The sequence below is a fragment of the Kribbella sp. NBC_01484 genome (assembly GCF_036227145.1).
GTDB lineage: Bacteria > Actinomycetota > Actinomycetes > Propionibacteriales > Kribbellaceae > Kribbella.
This window is the reverse complement of record NZ_CP109437.1, coordinates 6,428,899-6,445,154: the sequence shown is the minus strand read 5'-3', so window position 1 is coordinate 6,445,154 and position 16,256 is coordinate 6,428,899. Positions and strand designations below refer to the sequence as shown.

The following is a 16,256-nucleotide window of genomic DNA, read 5'->3' as shown; positions in this document are numbered from 1 at the left end:
TGACATTGTGACTACACCGCGGGTGATCGCCGGGTTCCCGTGTATAGGGTCGGGTTGTGCCTGAAGTCGATGCGACCTTCCTCGCCCTTCCCCGTCACGAGCTCGCCGACGCCGCGCTGCAGCGTGCCCGCGACCTCGGTGCCACCTTCGCCGAGTTCCGCCTGGAGCGGATCCGGTCCGAGTCGATCGCCCTGCGCGACAGCGTGCTGGAGAGCGCCACGGACGACGAGGACCTCGGCCTCGCGGTGCGCGTGATCCACGACGGCACCTGGGGGTTCGCCGCCGGTGTCGCGCTCACCGAGGACGAGGCGGTCCAGGTCGCCGAGCAGGCGGTGAACATGGCCCAGGTGTCCCGGCCGATCAACGCCGAGCCGATCGAGCTCGCCGACGAGCCGGTGTACGACGACGTCACCTGGGTGTCGTCGTACGAGATCGACCCGTTCAGCGTGCCGCGGGCCGAGAAGGTCGCGCTGCTCACCGACTACAGCGACCGGCTGCTGAAGGCCGATGGTGTCGCGCACGTGAGCGTCCACGTCGCCACCGTCCACGAGGGCAAGTTCTACGCGAACTCCGAAGGGACGTCCTTCACCCAGCAGCGGGTCCGGATCGGCCCGGACATCACCGCCCACGCGGTCCAGGCCGACCGGTTCGACTCGATGTCCAGCGTCGCGCCGCCGGCCGGCCGCGGCTGGGAGTACATGACCGGCACGGGGTGGAACTGGGACGAGGAGCTCGCCCAGATCCCCGGCTGGCTGGCCGAGAAGATGGCCGCGGCGAGCGTCGAGGCCGGCACCTACGACCTGGTCATCGACCCGACCAACCTCTGGCTCACCATCCACGAGTCGATCGGCCACGCCACCGAGCTGGACCGCGCTCTCGGCTACGAGGCGAACTACGCCGGCACCAGCTTCGCGACCACGGACAAGCTCGGCACGCTGAAGTACGGCTCGCCGGTCATGCACGTCACCGGCGACCGCACGGCCGAGCACGGCCTGTCCACGGTCGGTTACGACGACGAGGGTGTCGCCGGACAGCAGTGGGACCTGGTCAAGGACGGCGTACTGGTCGGCTACCAGGTCGACCGCCGGATGGCGAAGGTCAACGAGGACCTGCTCGGTACGCCGCGCTCCAACGGCTGTGCGTACGCCGACTCGTCCGGCCACATCCCGATCCAGCGGATGGCCAACGTCTCCCTGCAGCCCGCCGCGGACGGCCCGTCCACCGAGGAGCTGATCGGCCGGGTCAAGAACGGGATCTACATCGTCGGCGACAAGTCCTGGTCGATCGACATGCAGCGGTACAACTTCCAGTTCACCGGACAGCGGTTCTACAAGATCACCGACGGCAAGCTCGACGGCCAGCTGCGCGACGTGGCCTACCAGGCGACCACCACCGACTTCTGGGGGTCCATGGAGGCGGTCGGCGGCCCGCAGACGTACGTCCTCGGTGGGGCGCTGAACTGCGGCAAGGCCCAGCCCGCGCAGTCCGGTGCAGTCAGTCATGGTTGCCCGTCCGCCTTGTTCCGCAGCGTCCGCATTCTCAACACCACGCAGGAGGCCGGCCGGTGACGACCGCCATTCAGCTCACCCCGCAGGACACGATCGAGCGGGGTCTCGCCCTGGCCGCGGCCGAGGGCGCCGATGGCTGCGTCGTCATCGTCGCGGAGACCTCCAGCGCCAACCTGCGCTGGGCGAACAACACCCTCACCACCAACGGCGCGATGCGCGGCACCAGCGTGACCGTGATCGCCACGGTCGGTGCCGGCGAGGGTACGGCGGCCGGGGTGGTCGGCCGCTCGTCGGTCACGGAGGCGTCGCTGCGCGAGGTCGTCTCGGCCGCCGTCGCGACCGCCCGCGCGTCCAGCCCGGCCGAGGACGCCCGCCCCCTTGTCGACGGCACCGCCGACGCGGACTGGGACGCGGAGGCGGAGGAAACGTCGGTCAACGTCTACTCGAAGTTCGCTCCCGCTCTCGGTGAGACGCTGCAGCGGGCGACCAAGGAGGGCCGCTGGCTCTACGGGTTCGCCGACCACGAGGTCGTCACCCTGTACGTCGGTTCGTCCGCCGGACTGCGGTTGCGTCAGGCGCTCCCCCGCGGGCACGTCACCGCGACCGGCAAGTCGGGTGACCTGAGCCAGTCGGCCTGGGTCGGCGCGGCTACCCGCGACTTCGCCGACATCGACGCGCTGGCGCTCGACGCCGAGCTCACCCGCCGGCTGGGCTGGGCGACGCGGACCGTCTCGGTCGAGCCGGGCCGGCATGCGACCGTGCTCCCGCCGGCCGCCGTCGCGGACCTGATGACGTACCTGTACTGGCAGCTGGACGGGCGCGAGGCCGTCGAGGGACGCACCGTCTTCTCCAAGCCGGCGGGCGGCACGCGGCTCGGTGACACGCTGTCGTCGCAGCCGGTGAACCTGGTGTCGGACCCGCAGTTGCCCGGTCTCGAAACCTTCCCGTTCGCGGTAGCCCGGTCATCCGGCGGATCCTCGAGCGTCTTCGACAACGGGCTGACGCTGACCGCGACGGACTGGATCCGCGACGGCAAGCTCGAGCACCTGATGACCAGCCGGCACACAGCCGCGCTGATCGAGGCTCCGGCCGCGACACCGGCGATCGACAACTATGTGCTGTCCGTCGACGGCGCCTCCGGATCGACCGACGACCTGGTCGCCGGGCTCGAGCACGGACTGTTGCTGACCTGCCTGTGGTACATCCGGATGGTCGACCCGCAGACGTCGCTGCTCACCGGACTGACCCGCGATGGGGTCTACCTGGTCGAGAACGGCGAGGTGACCGGTGCCGTGAACAACTTCCGCTTCAACGAGAGCCCGGTCGACCTGCTCGCCCGTTTCACCACCGCGGGGGCCACGGTCCCGTCGTTCTCGCGGGAGTGGGGCGACTACTTCTCCCGGACCGCGACGCCGCCGCTGCTGGTCCCGGACTTCAACATGTCGAGCGTCAGCCAGGCCAGCTGAAGACAGCAGAACGCCCCGCGAGTAGCTCGCGGGGCGTTCTGCATGTCTGGGGTCAGACAGTCGGGTAGCCCGGCTCGGCAGGGCCGGCACCCGGCTGGCCGAAGCGCTCGGCCGCCTTCGGGTCCGGACCGTACTGGTTGTCACCGGGGTTGCCCTCCTGGGCCGCCAGCACGATGAACCAGATCCAGCCGATGCAGGGGATCAGGTTGATCAGGATCCACCAGCCGCTGCGGTTGGTGTCGTGCATCCGCCGGATCGCCACACCGATCGACGGCAGCAGCACCGCGAGGCTGTAGATCGTCGACAGGATGCCACTGCCACCGTTGCCGTAGTCCGTGCCGATGATCTTGTCCACGATGCCCAGGATGATCGAGGCGATCACGTTGAAGAGCACGAAAAACCAGTACTCTTTGCGCCGGGCCCGGCCACTGAACACGGCGTACTTCTTGAGAACGTCGATGTACCACTGCATTGCTGATTCTCCGTTGGTCGAAGGTGAGACGCGGACAGAGCCTGTCGGAACTGGTCGGGTTCGTCAATGCAGGTTTTCGCTTTGGTGACCACACCGCAATCTCCCGCGCCGGGGCCTGAGCCAACTTCACCTTTTCGGAATCGGCCGAGAGCTAGAGCCGGCTTCAGCTCGCCGGCTTGGTCAGCGTGACGCGCCACAGCCGCCGCCGGCCTTCGTCGTACGGCGTCGCGTCGCCGAACTCCCACTGATCGGCCAACTCGGCGACCAACTGCTCGTCGAAGAACCGTCCGACGAAACCGTCGTGCACGGACAGACCGCCGTCCAGTTGCTGCCAATTCGCCGAACACGGGTCCGCCACCGACCACACGGCGTACACGAAAAGCCCACCAAGGCAGAGCACGCGGTGGATCTCGGCGACCAGGGATCGCAGTTCGGCGCGGGAGAACGCCATGTTCAGCAGGAGATTCGCGAACACCGCGTTGACCGTGGCGTCGGCCGGCGGCAGCGGATCGCGGACGTCGTGCAGCGCGGCCGTGACGCGGTCGTCCAGGCCCTCACGCTGTGCTTCCAGGCGCAGCTGGTCGAGGGCCGACTCGCTGAAATCGGTGGCGTGCACGCTGAAACCCTGCCTGGCCAGGAAAAGCGCGTCGCGACCATGCCCGGCGCCGAGCTCGAGCACGTCATCGATGCCTGCGGCACCGAACGCCTCGGCCGCCCACTGTGCGGCGGCCGACGGCTCCGATCCGTGCAGTTGCGGATGGTGTGCGTACGCCGTCTGCCAACGTTCCTGCTGAGCTCTCGCAAGCTCGACGTGTCCAGTCTTCATGTTGCTCCCCGTGTTCGTCACGCCGGTCTGGACGACCGGCAGACCGCAGCAGCCTACGTCACAAGTTGAGTAGACGTACTCACGCAGGCATCCCTTCCTCATCGGGATAGTGAAGTGAGCCTCAGGAGGACGCGATGCCGACCGCCGCAATCACCTGCCCGACGTGCCACACCCCGCTGCAGCTCAGCATCGAGCCCGTGCAGCCTGTGCAACCCGCTCCGCAGCCTCAGTTCCCGGCGCCTGCGCCCCGGGCAGTCGCCACTCCGAAACCCGCACCGGTCGCAGCTCGAACGACCAAGCCTGCCGCGCCACACCGCTTACCGGAGCCGCCTCGGCAGCCCAAGCCAACCCACAAGGCGCGACACCTGAGTCCACAGGGCACTTTGCTGAGCCTCGGCGTACTGCTGCTCCTCGCGGCCGGAGTCACCTTCCTGGCCGTCAACTGGGACAGCCTTCCCGTCTCCCTGCAGGCCGGCATCATCGGCACCCTGGCCACCCTCGCCTTCGCGGGCTCCGTCCCCGCCAGCCGGCGCTCCCTGGCCGGCACCGCCGAGGCCCTCGCGATTCTCGGCTGCGGCCTGCTCACGGTCGACCTGTACGGCGTCCGCGCCCTGGGCCTCGGCTCACTGGTCGCCATCGACTGGTTCACCTACAGCGCGATCGTCTTCGGATCCCTTGCCCTGATCAACCTCCTGATGACGCGGATGGCACCGAAGGTCGTCACGTACGGTGTCACCACCGTCATCGCCGGTCAGTTCCCGCTGGCGCTGGTCCTGGTCGACCGCACCAGCCTCCCGGTGCTGCTCGCCGCTCTCCTGGCCCAGGTGGTCATCACGCTGATCCTGTCGGCCAAGGGCACCGCGATCGTCCGTCGTACCGGCGCGATCACCTCGGCCGTGGTCTTCTGCGGCATCCTGCTCGCCGGCATGACCCGAACCTTCGTCGGCCTGCTCGCGACGTACTCCACCGGCGGCTACCTCGACCTCGGCCCGGTCCCCACGCACGCGGAGCTGCTGAGGACGATCGCGACGGCCGCCGTCGTCTGCCTCGCCGCCGCTACAGGCCTGGTCACCCTCCGCAAGCGACCACTCCCCGCCTCGGTCCAGTGGGGACTCGGCGAGGCAGTGTGCGCCGCTGCGGCTGGGTTCGCCGTCGCCACCTGCCTCCCGCAGATCCCCGGACCTGGCCGCTGGCTGACCACCGGCGTCCTCACCGTCCTGGGGATCACGAAGATCGTGCTGGCCCGTCGAACCGGCAAGCTCGCCCTCATCCTGCACGTCGCCATCATCACCGTCGCCGCGGTCGACCTCCTCTTCTGCCTGGCGCGGGACGACATCCGGCAACTCGGTTTCCTCGCCGCGATCGTCGCCGTACTGGCCGTCTTCGCCGCTGTGCGCAAGGTGGTCGACGCGGTCCCGGCCGCGGGAGTCGCCTCGCTTGCCGCGCAGATAGCGATCCCGCTGTTCGCCGGCGACGAGTACATCGGTCTCTGGGCCGCCGCGGTCAGTCTCGCGCTCGTCGGCGCGGCCGGCATCGGACTCGCCTGCCGGTACGTCGGTCAGCCGCTGGAACGGGTGTTGATGAGTACTGCGGCGCTGGCTGTCCTGCTCGCGCAACTCACGGCCCTGATGGTGACCGCCACCGAGACGGCGACCGGTGTCGTACTGACCATCGCGGCGGCACCATTGATTGCCTATGGCATGAATCCGGCCCGGCGGATCGGACTACTGATCGCCGGCCTGCTGCTGATCATCGCCAACACAGCCTTCGTCGTCGCGTCCGGCGCAACCACGGTCGAGTGGTTCACGATCCCGCCGGCGGTCGCCATGCTCGCGATCGGCGTACTGGCCTGGCGCAACGAATCCAGCTGGGTCTACCTCGGCCCCGGCCTGCTGATCGGACTGGTTCCTTCCGCCTTGCTTGCCGATAGCAACGATAACTGGATCCGGGTGACCCTGGTCGTCGCCGCCGCACTCGCGGTCATCATGGTGGGTGTCTACGGCGGCCTCCAGGCCTCCTTCGTCATCGGCGCCGCGGTCCTCGCCAAGATCGGCATCTGGCAGTTCCTCGAGGTCGCCCCGCTGATCCCCCGCTGGATCACCCTCGGCGCCGCCGGCGCCATCCTCCTCACCGTCGGCGCCACCTACGAGCGCCGCCTCACCCAGGCCAAACAGGTCGCCCGGTGGGTCACCGCCCTGCGGTGACGCGCGCGCTCGGTTTCCCGGATGGCCTGCTGGTCCGCATACTTGGTTCGAGGAGAATCACGACCCGGGGGCCGGATGACGAACCGCAGCGACAAGCAGACCGCGGATGTGCTGCTGCTTGCCAGCGTGCTCGAAAAACTCCGCACCCATGACGGCCTCACCACCGCTCGACTGCACGCCGGCCGGTCCGGCATCGCGGCACCGCTGATGGAGCTCGCGGCCACCCGCCGGTTCGCCTCGGTCCATGAGCTCGACCCTGCGTCGGCCGCGTTCGACCTGGTCGCCACCTGCGTCGGCGACGACCTGAACGGCACCCAGCAGATCGTCGCCGACGCGATCCTGGCCCTCGGCCTGCATACGGACACCTACACACGCGCCGGGATCGAGGAGCGCATCACCCTCGCGCTCTACAGCACCTCCCTGGGCCGCCGCCGCGAGACCCTCCTCAACCACTGGCACCGCCTCCACCAGGCCCTCGGCCACAAGCCCGGCGAAGCCCCCAGCGACCGAGCTCTCCGCGGCACAACCGAGCCCGCCGTACTCCGGGAGCTCGCCAACCAACTCATCCGCCGGGACATCTACTCCGTCGGCTCGAAGACCGTCGCGATGCTCGACGCCGCCCCGACTGCCGACACTCCACGGAAAGGCCGTGTGATCGTCGTCGGCGGCGCGGTCATGGACGCGACGTTCCGCATCAAGGCGCTGCCGGCTCCCGAGACGTCGAGTGAGGCGTACGGCTTCGACCTCTCCCCCGGCGGCAAGGCGCTGACTCAGGCGGTCGCGGCTGCTCGGCTCGGTCTGCACACCTCCCTGATCGCTGCGGTCACCGACGACCGCTTCGGCGAGGAGATCCTGCAGCACCTGCGCGACGAGGGTGTCGACACGTCCCTGGTCAAACGCGTCCGCGGCCGCCGTACGCCGTTCACCGGCGTCTTCGAACGAGAGCTGGGCGACAGCATCGCGGTCAACTGGCGCAACCAGGCCGAGGTGTTCCTGGAGCCCGAGGACATGGACGAGCGGTACGACCACCTGGCCGGCTGCGACGCGTTGCTGATGACTTTCGAGGTCCCGCGGGACACGATGCAGCAAACGCTCGCATTGGCCCATCGCACCCCAGCCAGTCGGCCACTGGTGATCGTGACGCCGGGACAGCCGTACGTCGACGAACGCATCTCGCGGGACGCCTTCCCGCGGATCGACTACCTGGTGGCGCACCCCTGGGAGCTCGGCCACTTCGCGTCGCAGGGCCTCAGCCCGTTCGACCCGGACCCAGTCGCGCGGAACCTGCTCGCCTTCGGTGTGGAGACCCTCTGCCTGCTGGTCAACGGCGGATGCACGGTCTACTCCGGCCCTGCCCACGAGGTGCTCAGCGTGCCGATCATCCCGTCGATCTACAAGGAGTCGGCCGCCTCGCGTGACGCGTTCTGCGCGGCGCTGGCGGCCAGACTGATCGACAACGACCGGAAGTTCACCGGCGAGGTGGCGCTGTGGGCGGCCGCCGCGATGTCCTGCGCGTCCGCCGACTTCCCGCTGTCGAACTCGATGCCCGACCGCAAACGCATCGACGCGCTGCTGTCCCGCTCGCCGTTCACGGTGACCGGCGGTGGTCTGGGCTAGCGCCGGAGGCGGCGCTGGTTCTCGAGCGGGACGGGCTCGGTGATGCCGCGGAGGCGGCAGCAGTAGATCACTGAGTCCAGCAGCTTGGCGCGGCTTTGCTCGAAGCGGCCGCCGGGGTTGGCGCGACGCAGTTCGGCCAGGTTCGCGCCGCCGTACCGGGTCCGGAGCTGGCGCGGACTGGCGTAGATGCCGTCAACGTACAGATAGGGCCGCGCCTCGATCGACATCCACTGCTGCCAGTTGGCGGCCCGATAGCTGGATCCGACGAATCCGAGATTCGGGTCGACCGCGGTGGTCAGCAGTTGTACGCCGGGAATCTCGCGCCGGATCACCTGCCGGACTTTCGACAGCAGATACGAGATCGCATTCACCGGAGCGACGTCGAACGAATACACCCGGGACACGTCCCAGGCCGCGCCGAGCGGTACGCCGAACTGCGCCTGCAACTGCTTGCCGACGCGCATCCATTCCAGCGGGGAAACACTGCAGAGCGTCACCGGGAGCTTGTTCACCGGGTCCACCAGCGCGAAGTTCACCGAGCCCGCACGGGCGCTGCGCAGGTAATGCAGACGACTGAAGATCTGGTCGGCATCGGTATTCCCCAGCCGCACGAAACGCAGATCGGCGAGCTCGTACTTGTCTTTCGGAATGAGGTCTTCTATCGCCTGCTGATCGCGCTGCAGACGGGCCGCGTTGCGATTCAGCTCGGCAATCACCGCAGTGCGCCCGATGCTGCCGTTCGGCCGTGCCAGCCGGGGCAGATGCAGCAGCGTGCGCACGCTCAGCGCGCGGCTCGGGACGTCGTGCCGCTGCACGGCGTCGAGCAGCAGGTCGGCGAACCCCGGTGCATGCGTTCGGCAATCGTCGAGCGAGAGCCTGGCTGCCGGGGAGTGGACGACTGCTGGAACTGGAGGCGGTGGGACGTCCGCCTTAGCCGCCGGGCCGGCGGCGCTGATCACCACACCCGAAATGCTAGCGGACGGTTGCCGCGTCCTCGCAACTTCCCAACCAGACGAGTTTTGGCGGCGTGTTGTGCCAGTTCCTGCCAGTTGGCAGGCCGGGTCTGCCAACTGGCGCAAAGCGATACCGGGAAAGCCGCCAGCGTATCAACGCCGCCTGCCAAAGCCTTGGTGCGCGTCGGCGCGAGGTTGCCAAAATCATGTCCGGACAAAGAAAGTCGTGCCAATCTATCTGGATTGACAACCGATTGTCGCGGCGTTCACTGAAAGCGTAACCAGTAACGCCGAGCCGCCGCCCAACTCTAACCAGTGAGCGGCGAAAGACAAGAACTCAAGGGAAGTGAATCGAAGGAAAAGAGGAAACGCCATGCCTCCCAACGAATTCGTCGCGACCGTTGTCGTGCTGGCCAGTGCGGTGCTCTTGATCTCCTTCTGGAAACAGATTCTGTTCATTCTGCTCTTCGGAGTGGTCATGGTCTTCTGCTTCGGCCTGTACAACGTCGCCACCGCCATGGGGCACTGACCGCAGCATCCCCGCAGTACCCCTCGACACCCGCCCGGGACTCCCCCGGGCGGGTATTTTCCGTAGGCTCGCAGACGTGAGTGACTCCGCCGCGGATCTCAGCCTGACCGAGGTGCTCCCGTTATTGGGGCAGCGCAAACTCTCCGCGCGCGAACTCGTCGAGGATTGCCTGCGCCGGATCGAGTTGTCCGAATCATCGGTTCGCGCATTCGTCACCCGCACACCCGACCTCGCGCTGGAAGCCGCCGACCGCGCCGACCAGGCCCGGGTGAAGGGCGAGCCGGTCGGCCCACTGGCCGGCGTACCCGTCGCGGTGAAGGACGTGTTCCTCACCAAGGGCGTGCTCACCACCGCGGGCAGCCAGGTCCTCGCCAACTACGTCCCGGCCGAGAACGCCGCGGTCTGGGAGCGCCTGTCGGCGGCCGGCGCCGGATTGCTCGGGAAGACCACGACCCACGAGTTCGCCTACGGTACGGCGTCGACACCGACGGCCAACCCGTGGGACGTACGCCGTACGCCTGGTGGATCGTCCGGCGGATCAGCGGCCGCGCTCGCCGGCCGGATGGTCCCGATTGCCACCGGCACCGACACCGGTGGCTCGCTCCGCATCCCGGCCGCCGCGTGCGGCGTCTGCACCCTCCGCAGCGCCCGCGGCCGCATTTCCCGGTACGGCGTGATCCCGCTGAGTCCGTCGTTCGACGTGGCGGGTCCGATGGCTCGGCGGATGCTCGACATCTCGATCCTGATGCACGTGCTGGCCGGACACGACCCGCGCGACCCGGCGACACGGAACGAGCCGATCCCGTCGTACCCGCTCGAGCCGCCGACCGATCTGAGCGGCGTACGCATCGGTCTGCCGACCAAGATGTCCTGGCAGCAGGTCGACGATCGGATCGCTGCGGTCTGCCGTGACGCACTCGACCTATTGGTCGCCCGCGGCGCTCAACTGGTCGAGATCGGCAACCCCCCGAACGCCAAGACGGTCCTCGAGAAGTCCACCGGCGTCTTCGACACCATCAACGAGAGCGAAGCCCACCAGATCCACGACGCCCTGGTCCCCCACAGCCACCTCTACACACCGCAGGTCCGCGAACGCGTCCGCAAAGGCGAACGCATCAGCCCCGAACGCTACGCCGAAGCTCTTCGCCTGAGAGATCAGTGGACCCACGACTGGCGCGAGATCATGACCACCCACCGTCTCGACGCCATCGCCCACCCCACCATCGACGCCGCCCCACCCCTGATCGACCACACCCGGCCACCCAAAGGCCCCCGCATCCGCCTCTCGATCCCCTGGTCCATCGCCGACTTCCCCGCCCTCAACGTCCCCGCCGGCTTCGACATCCGAGGCCTCCCCGTGGGCCTCTCCCTAGCCACCACTCCCGAACGCGAAGCCAACCTCCTAGCCCTCGGCATCCGCATAGACGAAGACCTCCACCTCTGGCGCCACGGCCCCCCAACCGGCGTTTAGCTGATGGGTGGGATGGATTCCGCGAAGTGAAGTGGATTGGGGATTCGGCCCGTGGTGGGGATGGGTGGGCGGGTGTCTAGCTCTGTGTAGCCGAGGGTTAGGCGGTAGGCGTTGAGGGGGTAGCGGGCGAAGGTTTCTGCGGTTAGAGCGGTGGCCTCGATGCGGTCGGCGTATTCGGGGTGGGTGGTTGTGTAGAGGTCTATTTCGCCTCGGGCCAAGCCCCAGAAGGTGTCTTGGGGGACCAGGTTGACGTCGGATAGGGGGTTCAGGACGCCCAGGAGGAGGGCGTCTACCAGGTATTGGCGGAGGATGTGCCAGGGCTTGCGGGGCAGGACTCGGTGGTGGGAGTCGGGTTCGGGGCCTCGGGCATCTATGGGGGTGGTGGAGATGTTGATGTCGTCTACCAGGTCTTTGATGACCAAGCGGGCAGGGAGGCCGTTGGGGTTGGTGATGATGGCCAGGTTCTCGCCGTGGGGGTTCACGGTGATGCCGTAGTGGTGCATCAGGTGGAGTAGCGGGCGTAAGAGGGTGGCTAGTAGGTGGCTGAGCCAGGTTTGCGGGTCTGCGGTGGAGCGGGTGATCAGCTCGAGGGCCAGGCCGGGTGGAGGACTGCGGCCAGGGGCCAGACGGATTCGCCCTCACGGAGGCGGGCGTCGATGGGGTCGCGCCAGATGCAGCCGAGGGTTTCGGTCCATTGGTAGGGGATGCCGGGAGCCGTCGAGAGTTGGGGGTGGCGGACAGTGACGGAGGCGACTTCGCCGAGGAGTTCGGTGCCTAGGTGGGTGAAGACCTCGTCCCGGGACCTGAGGCCGCGGAGCCATTGGGTGATCATCGGGGCAGCGAGGGTGCAGTGTTCGGGGATGCCGCGGTAGACCGAGGTGTTCAGGATCTTCAGGGGAAGCTTGACCTGGTAACGCGCGGGGTTGGTGATGTTGACCATCGTGCGGATCGACTGGGTCGGCAGATACTCATCCGGCCCATCTCCGAGTACGACGATCTCGCCCGTGGCGAGCTCACGGGCCCACTGCGTGCGTACGACGTGATCCAGCTGCCAGGGGTGACACGGAAGCCATACATACGAATCCGGATCGACCAACTGGGCGCGGAAAGTCTCCAGAACCGACGGACCGAGCTCTCGACCGACGACCGAGTGCTCTGACAGGTCGGGGGTGCCGCGGAACTCTGCTAGGCCGCGTCGGACAGCCAGCCACACCAAGCGGAGCGGCGTGCGCGCTTCGGGTGTGTACCGCAGGCTGTCCGAGGCAGAGAACCCGAGACGGCCCTTATTGGCCACCAGCAACGGATGCCCGGTCAGATGTCCTTCCAGCCGGCTGTGATGCAGTTCCAACAGCTCAGCAGGCGCGACTGCGGTAGAAGCCATTCGTACGTCGGCCGCCAGCGTGCTGGTCAACTCCGCGACATAACCGGCCACAGTGGACCCGTCGAGTCCGAGTACGCCGGCTGCCTCGACGAAGAACTGGATCGGGTCGGTAGCGACCTCGCTCTCGTCATTTCCCAGGATGCCCGCAGTGGTACGACGGATCGAGTCAGCCGCCACCCGCCAGCTGCCGAAGGCACCACGTGTCGCCTCAAAGATGTACGACACACCGCCGAGGTCCAGTCGATTGTCGACCGGCTGCAGCAGGTTCTCCGTGCAGGACTGGGAGATCAGCTTCGCCAGCAGCTCTGACGAACAGCGGGTCCACTCACTCATCCGGGGATGGTGAACGTCGTGAAGGCGGTGGACTTCGGCAGCCGGAACACCTCACGCCCGGCCACGCTGTTCAGGATGGTCGCGTTGCGGATCGCCCCGATGCCAAGGTCCGGCGCGGCGACACCATGGCTGTGCAGATCCGCGTTCGCCACGAAGATCCGGCCGGCCAGCTCGTCGTCCGCGAGAACGCTGTGGTCCCGATTGATGATCCACCGGCCCGCGGCGTCACGTCGTACCCGATCCTCCAGAGAGGTCATGAACGGCAGCGGCCGATTGCGATAGCCGGTGGCCGCAACTACAGCATCGCAAGTGTGCTGGAAGGTCCTGCCGCTGTCCGCGTGGTGCATGGTCAGCTCGATGCCGTCAGCACGGGCAACAGCGGACACCACGGCGACACCGCACTGCAGGTCGACCGGTGCGCCGTTCAGATCGCGCTGGTAGAGGACATCGTGGATGTCGTCGAGCGTGTCCGACGAGATGCCCTTGTAGTGCCGCCACTGCTCCTTGACCAGCTTGTCGCGCGTCGACTCGTCCAGTGCGTGGAAGTAGTCGACGTACGACGGCGTCGTCATCTCGAGCACCAGCTTCGAGTAGTCCAGCGGCGTGAAGGCCGGCGTCCGGGTCATCCAGGACACCGCAGGACCGTTCGCGCGCAGCAGGTCGAGTGCGCACTCAGCGCCGGACTGGCCCGATCCAACGACGGTCACCCGGCCGGTCTTCAACAGGTCCTCGCGCCGGAACAGGTAGTCCGCGGAGTGCAGGAAGCGCTCTGAAGGCAGTCCGGCCAACGCAGCAGGTACAGACGGCTCAGTGCCGACGCCCACGACCAGGTGCCGGGTTTCGAACGTCTCCAGCGCGTCGCCCCGCTCGACCGTCAACTCGAAGAACGAACCGTTCCAGGACGCCGAGCGCACGTGGTGACCGAAGTGGAGTGAGTCCAACTGCGCCGCACACCATCGCAGGTACGTCTCGTACTCGCGTCGCGTCGGATGGAACTTCTCCCGCACGTAGAACTGGTACATCCGGTCGTTGTCCTTCAGGAACGACAGAAACGACAGGTGATGAGCCGGCTCGACCAACGACACCAGGTCCGCCAGGAACGACACCTGCAACATCGCGTCGTCGAACATCAGCCCGCGGTGCCAGGTGAACTCCGGCCGGCTGTCCAGCACAGCCAGGCGTACGTCGTCCACACCGTCGGCCAGCGCGGCCAGTCCGAGGTTGAACGGACCACAGCCGATCGCGATCACGTCGTACATGTCATACCTCCGCGGTCCGGGTGCGGACCATCAGTTGTGCTGTCTTCTCGGGCAGCTGCAGCTCCCCTTGCTGGACGAAGCCCGCTGCGACGAAAGCGCGGACGGATGGTGTGTTCTCCATGTCCGGCTCGGCCACGACGCGTTGACAGGCCGGATCGGCGCGGAGCAATGCATCGGCGAGCGCACGCAGCAACTGGCGCCCGAGGCCGCGACCGACGCGGGTCACGTCCCCGATGGCCACGTGCACACCCCAGTCGTGCTCCGAAGCGTCGTAGTACTCCGCCAGCCGGTCGTGCCGGACGCGGTAGAGCTCGACGTACCCGAAGTCCTCCGCGTCGAGCGCGGCCACGCACGGGACCGAGTGCTCCCCCGCCGCCTGCCGGGCGATCTCCTCCGTCCAGCGCTCCACCGACCAGTCCTGCTGCCACCACCGCTGGATGTGCGGTTGCGCCATCCACACCGCGATCCTGGCGGCGTCCTCGGCTCCGGCCGGCCGGAGGTCGAACCCGTTGTCCAGGTGGAGCATCGGCCTGCTGTCACACCTCATCGCAGCGGGTTCGGAATGTCGAGGTAGACCGACTGCGCATCCAGCGGAGCGACGACCTCGTCGATGCCGCGCAGCCGGGTCATCATGTTGGCCTTGCACGGCAGCGTCTCCGCCTCGAGCCAGCGCCGCGCCAGCCGATCACCATCCGGGCCGGCCGACTTCAGCAGGGGCAGCGCCTGCGTCAGCCGATCACGCACCACAGCAAGCAGCTCAGCCTCCTCCGCGAGCCTGTCCACCGCCAGACAGCCGACAACAGCCAGCGCCTGGTTGTGCAGCAGGTAGTAGGTCAGTCGATCGTCGACAATCGGATCATCGACCACAGCCAGCGTGGAGTCGCGCATCCCGGTCACGGCCAACAGACCGCGCAGGTACGACGAAGCCAGGTAGTAGCCCTGGTTGTCGCGATAGGCGCCACCCGTGATCCGGCCGGCCTCGTCCAATCGGACCAGTGTGTTCTGCTGATGTGCTTCGAGTCCGATCCCTGTTTCGGCGTACAGATGCAGCATCGGGATCAGCACGTTGTCGATGTACGACGCCACCCAGCCGGCCGGGTCCTCAGCGGCGTACTCGCTCAGCCGGCTCACTCCACCAGGCCTCGGCGCGACCAAACCGGCCAAACATGCATAACTGTTGACGTCTATTGGCACTTCTCGTACAGCAACGTCAAGACCAGTCAATGTGGGTCCACCTTCGTCAAGAGCGATCCAGGCTGGGTCGCGGACGATGGTGAAGCGCGGGTGCGCGGTCGCCGTACCAGCGTTGTAGGCCGCGTCCAGCAGCCGGTTGATCTCCAGCCCGCGCCGCAGCTCGGTCGAGGTCGACTCCCGCCGGGAGTTGGTGATGCGCAGGCCGAGCGACAGCTTCAGCATCACCGGCAGGTCCGGGTGGAAGACGGTCCGCAGACTCGACGTCGGGTACCACTGCGCACCCTGCGGACCGAGAGCCTTCACCCGGCCGGCCTTGACCAGCGAAGCCACCCGCGGTCGCTCCAGCAACGACGCCGCCTGCCAGGGGTGCGCTGGGATCAGCACCCGACCGGACGACGCAGTGATACCGGCCAGCGCGCCCATCAACTGCACAGCGTCCAGTCCCTGCAGTGAGGGCGCGCCAGCCACCTGATCCGACGACACCAGCTCAGCGTCGGCCTCGAACCAGTGCACAGCGAAGCGGCCACCGAGCTCCGGCGAGTACGCCGCCAGCTCGTCACCGCTCAATCCGTCCCGGCTCTTCGGCGCGGGGTGATTCAGATGCCCGAGCAGCAACGCCTGCTCGAACTCGAGGAAGCGACCAGGACCCCGCTCACCGTCGGCCCGGTCCCAGAACAGCTCGACGTTGCGCACCGACTCGGCGGTCCGCGCCGCCAGGTCGTCGATCTCCGCCGGATCCGCGTCCGCGGACAGCAGCCGCACCAGATCCTCCGGGGCCGGCTCCACGCCATCCACGTGTACGTCGGTGAACTGGTGCAGGCCGGTCCTGGACGTATGCTCGACCCGCGCCGTCACGGTCGAGTCCCCCACCGGCAATGTCAACAACCCGATCGCGACGGGCACACCCGTCTCCCGCGTATAGCACCGCAGTATCGCGTTGAGGTGGGCAGCAATTGCTGTTGAGGTCATGGGGCCTCCCGGCCTGGACTGAGGAGCGTAGGGAGCGCAGCGACTGGAGCGACGAGGGAAGGCCGGGAGACAAA

14 protein-coding genes are annotated in these 16,256 nt (G+C 67.6%); 6 read left to right on the top strand and 8 right to left on the bottom strand.

What is annotated here, in order from left to right; all coding sequences use genetic code 11:
- Nucleotides 1-56: 56 nt before the first annotated feature.
- Both OG555_RS31345 and OG555_RS31340 read left to right on the top strand, forming a co-directional pair.
- Complete coding sequence (locus OG555_RS31345; RefSeq protein WP_329476153.1) at nt 57-1,568, top strand: TldD/PmbA family protein; 1,512 nt, start codon at nt 57-59, stop codon at nt 1,566-1,568.
- Nucleotides 1,565-2,974, top strand: coding sequence for a metallopeptidase TldD-related protein (locus OG555_RS31340; RefSeq protein WP_329476152.1), 1,410 nt, complete (start codon nt 1,565-1,567; stop codon nt 2,972-2,974). The genes OG555_RS31345 and OG555_RS31340 overlap by 4 nt, the downstream gene beginning before the upstream one ends.
- Nucleotides 2,975-3,026: 52 nt before the next feature.
- Here OG555_RS31340 and OG555_RS31335 read toward each other — a convergent pair whose 3' ends face one another.
- Nucleotides 3,027-3,446 carry a DUF805 domain-containing protein gene (locus tag OG555_RS31335; RefSeq protein ID WP_329476151.1) on the bottom strand — a complete coding sequence of 140 codons (420 nt, stop codon included), beginning with the start codon at nt 3,444-3,446 and terminating at the stop codon, nt 3,027-3,029.
- A gap of 163 nt (nt 3,447-3,609) precedes the next feature.
- Entirely contained in the window at nt 3,610-4,272 is a 663-nt protein-coding gene (locus OG555_RS31330; protein WP_329476150.1) for a class I SAM-dependent methyltransferase, read from the bottom strand.
- 383 nt (nt 4,273-4,655) lie between these two features.
- On the opposite strand from OG555_RS31330, the gene OG555_RS31325 reads away from it, so the two are divergent.
- Nucleotides 4,656-6,476, top strand: coding sequence for an SCO7613 C-terminal domain-containing membrane protein (locus OG555_RS31325; protein WP_329476149.1), 1,821 nt, complete (start codon nt 4,656-4,658; stop codon nt 6,474-6,476).
- Between the two features lie 75 nt (nt 6,477-6,551).
- Entirely contained in the window at nt 6,552-8,093 is a 1,542-nt protein-coding gene (locus OG555_RS31320) for a carbohydrate kinase family protein (RefSeq protein ID WP_329476148.1), read from the top strand.
- On the opposite strand, the gene OG555_RS31315 is transcribed toward OG555_RS31320, so the two are convergent.
- A complete protein-coding gene (locus OG555_RS31315; protein WP_329476147.1) occupies nt 8,090-9,055 on the bottom strand; it encodes a Mom family adenine methylcarbamoylation protein in 966 nt (321 codons plus the stop codon). The two genes, OG555_RS31320 and OG555_RS31315, sit on opposite strands and share 4 nt — an antisense overlap.
- Nucleotides 9,056-9,419: 364 nt before the next feature.
- Here OG555_RS31315 and OG555_RS31310 point away from each other — a divergent pair, with 364 nt between their 5' ends.
- On the top strand, nt 9,420-9,575 hold the full coding sequence (locus OG555_RS31310; RefSeq protein ID WP_328521459.1) for a hypothetical protein: 156 nt from the start codon (nt 9,420-9,422) through the stop codon (nt 9,573-9,575).
- A 76-nt stretch (nt 9,576-9,651) separates the two neighbouring features.
- The gene (locus OG555_RS31305) at nt 9,652-11,046 is read left to right on the top strand and encodes an amidase (RefSeq protein WP_329476146.1); all 1,395 of its coding nucleotides are present in this window, start codon (nt 9,652-9,654) and stop codon (nt 11,044-11,046) included.
- Here OG555_RS31305 and OG555_RS31300 read toward each other — a convergent pair.
- The 5 genes from OG555_RS31300 to OG555_RS31280 all read right to left on the bottom strand — a co-directional run bounded on the left by OG555_RS31300 (nt 11,043) and on the right by OG555_RS31280 (nt 16,182).
- Nucleotides 11,043-11,549, bottom strand: a complete 507-nt coding sequence (locus OG555_RS31300) for an IucA/IucC family C-terminal-domain containing protein (RefSeq protein WP_329476145.1) — start codon at nt 11,547-11,549, stop codon at nt 11,043-11,045. The two genes, OG555_RS31305 and OG555_RS31300, sit on opposite strands and share 4 nt — an antisense overlap.
- 77 nt (nt 11,550-11,626) lie before the next feature.
- Entirely contained in the window at nt 11,627-12,760 is a 1,134-nt protein-coding gene (locus OG555_RS31295; RefSeq protein ID WP_329476144.1) for an IucA/IucC family protein, read from the bottom strand.
- Complete coding sequence (locus OG555_RS31290) at nt 12,757-14,019, bottom strand: lysine N(6)-hydroxylase/L-ornithine N(5)-oxygenase family protein (RefSeq protein ID WP_329476143.1); 1,263 nt, start codon at nt 14,017-14,019, stop codon at nt 12,757-12,759. Before OG555_RS31290 ends, OG555_RS31295 begins: the two co-directional genes overlap by 4 nt.
- Nucleotide 14,020: 1 nt before the next feature.
- Complete coding sequence (locus OG555_RS31285; RefSeq protein ID WP_329476142.1) at nt 14,021-14,545, bottom strand: GNAT family N-acetyltransferase; 525 nt, start codon at nt 14,543-14,545, stop codon at nt 14,021-14,023.
- Between the two features lie 17 nt (nt 14,546-14,562).
- A complete protein-coding gene (locus tag OG555_RS31280; RefSeq protein WP_329476141.1) occupies nt 14,563-16,182 on the bottom strand; it encodes an IucA/IucC family protein in 1,620 nt (539 codons plus the stop codon).
- Nucleotides 16,183-16,256 lie beyond the last annotated feature (74 nt).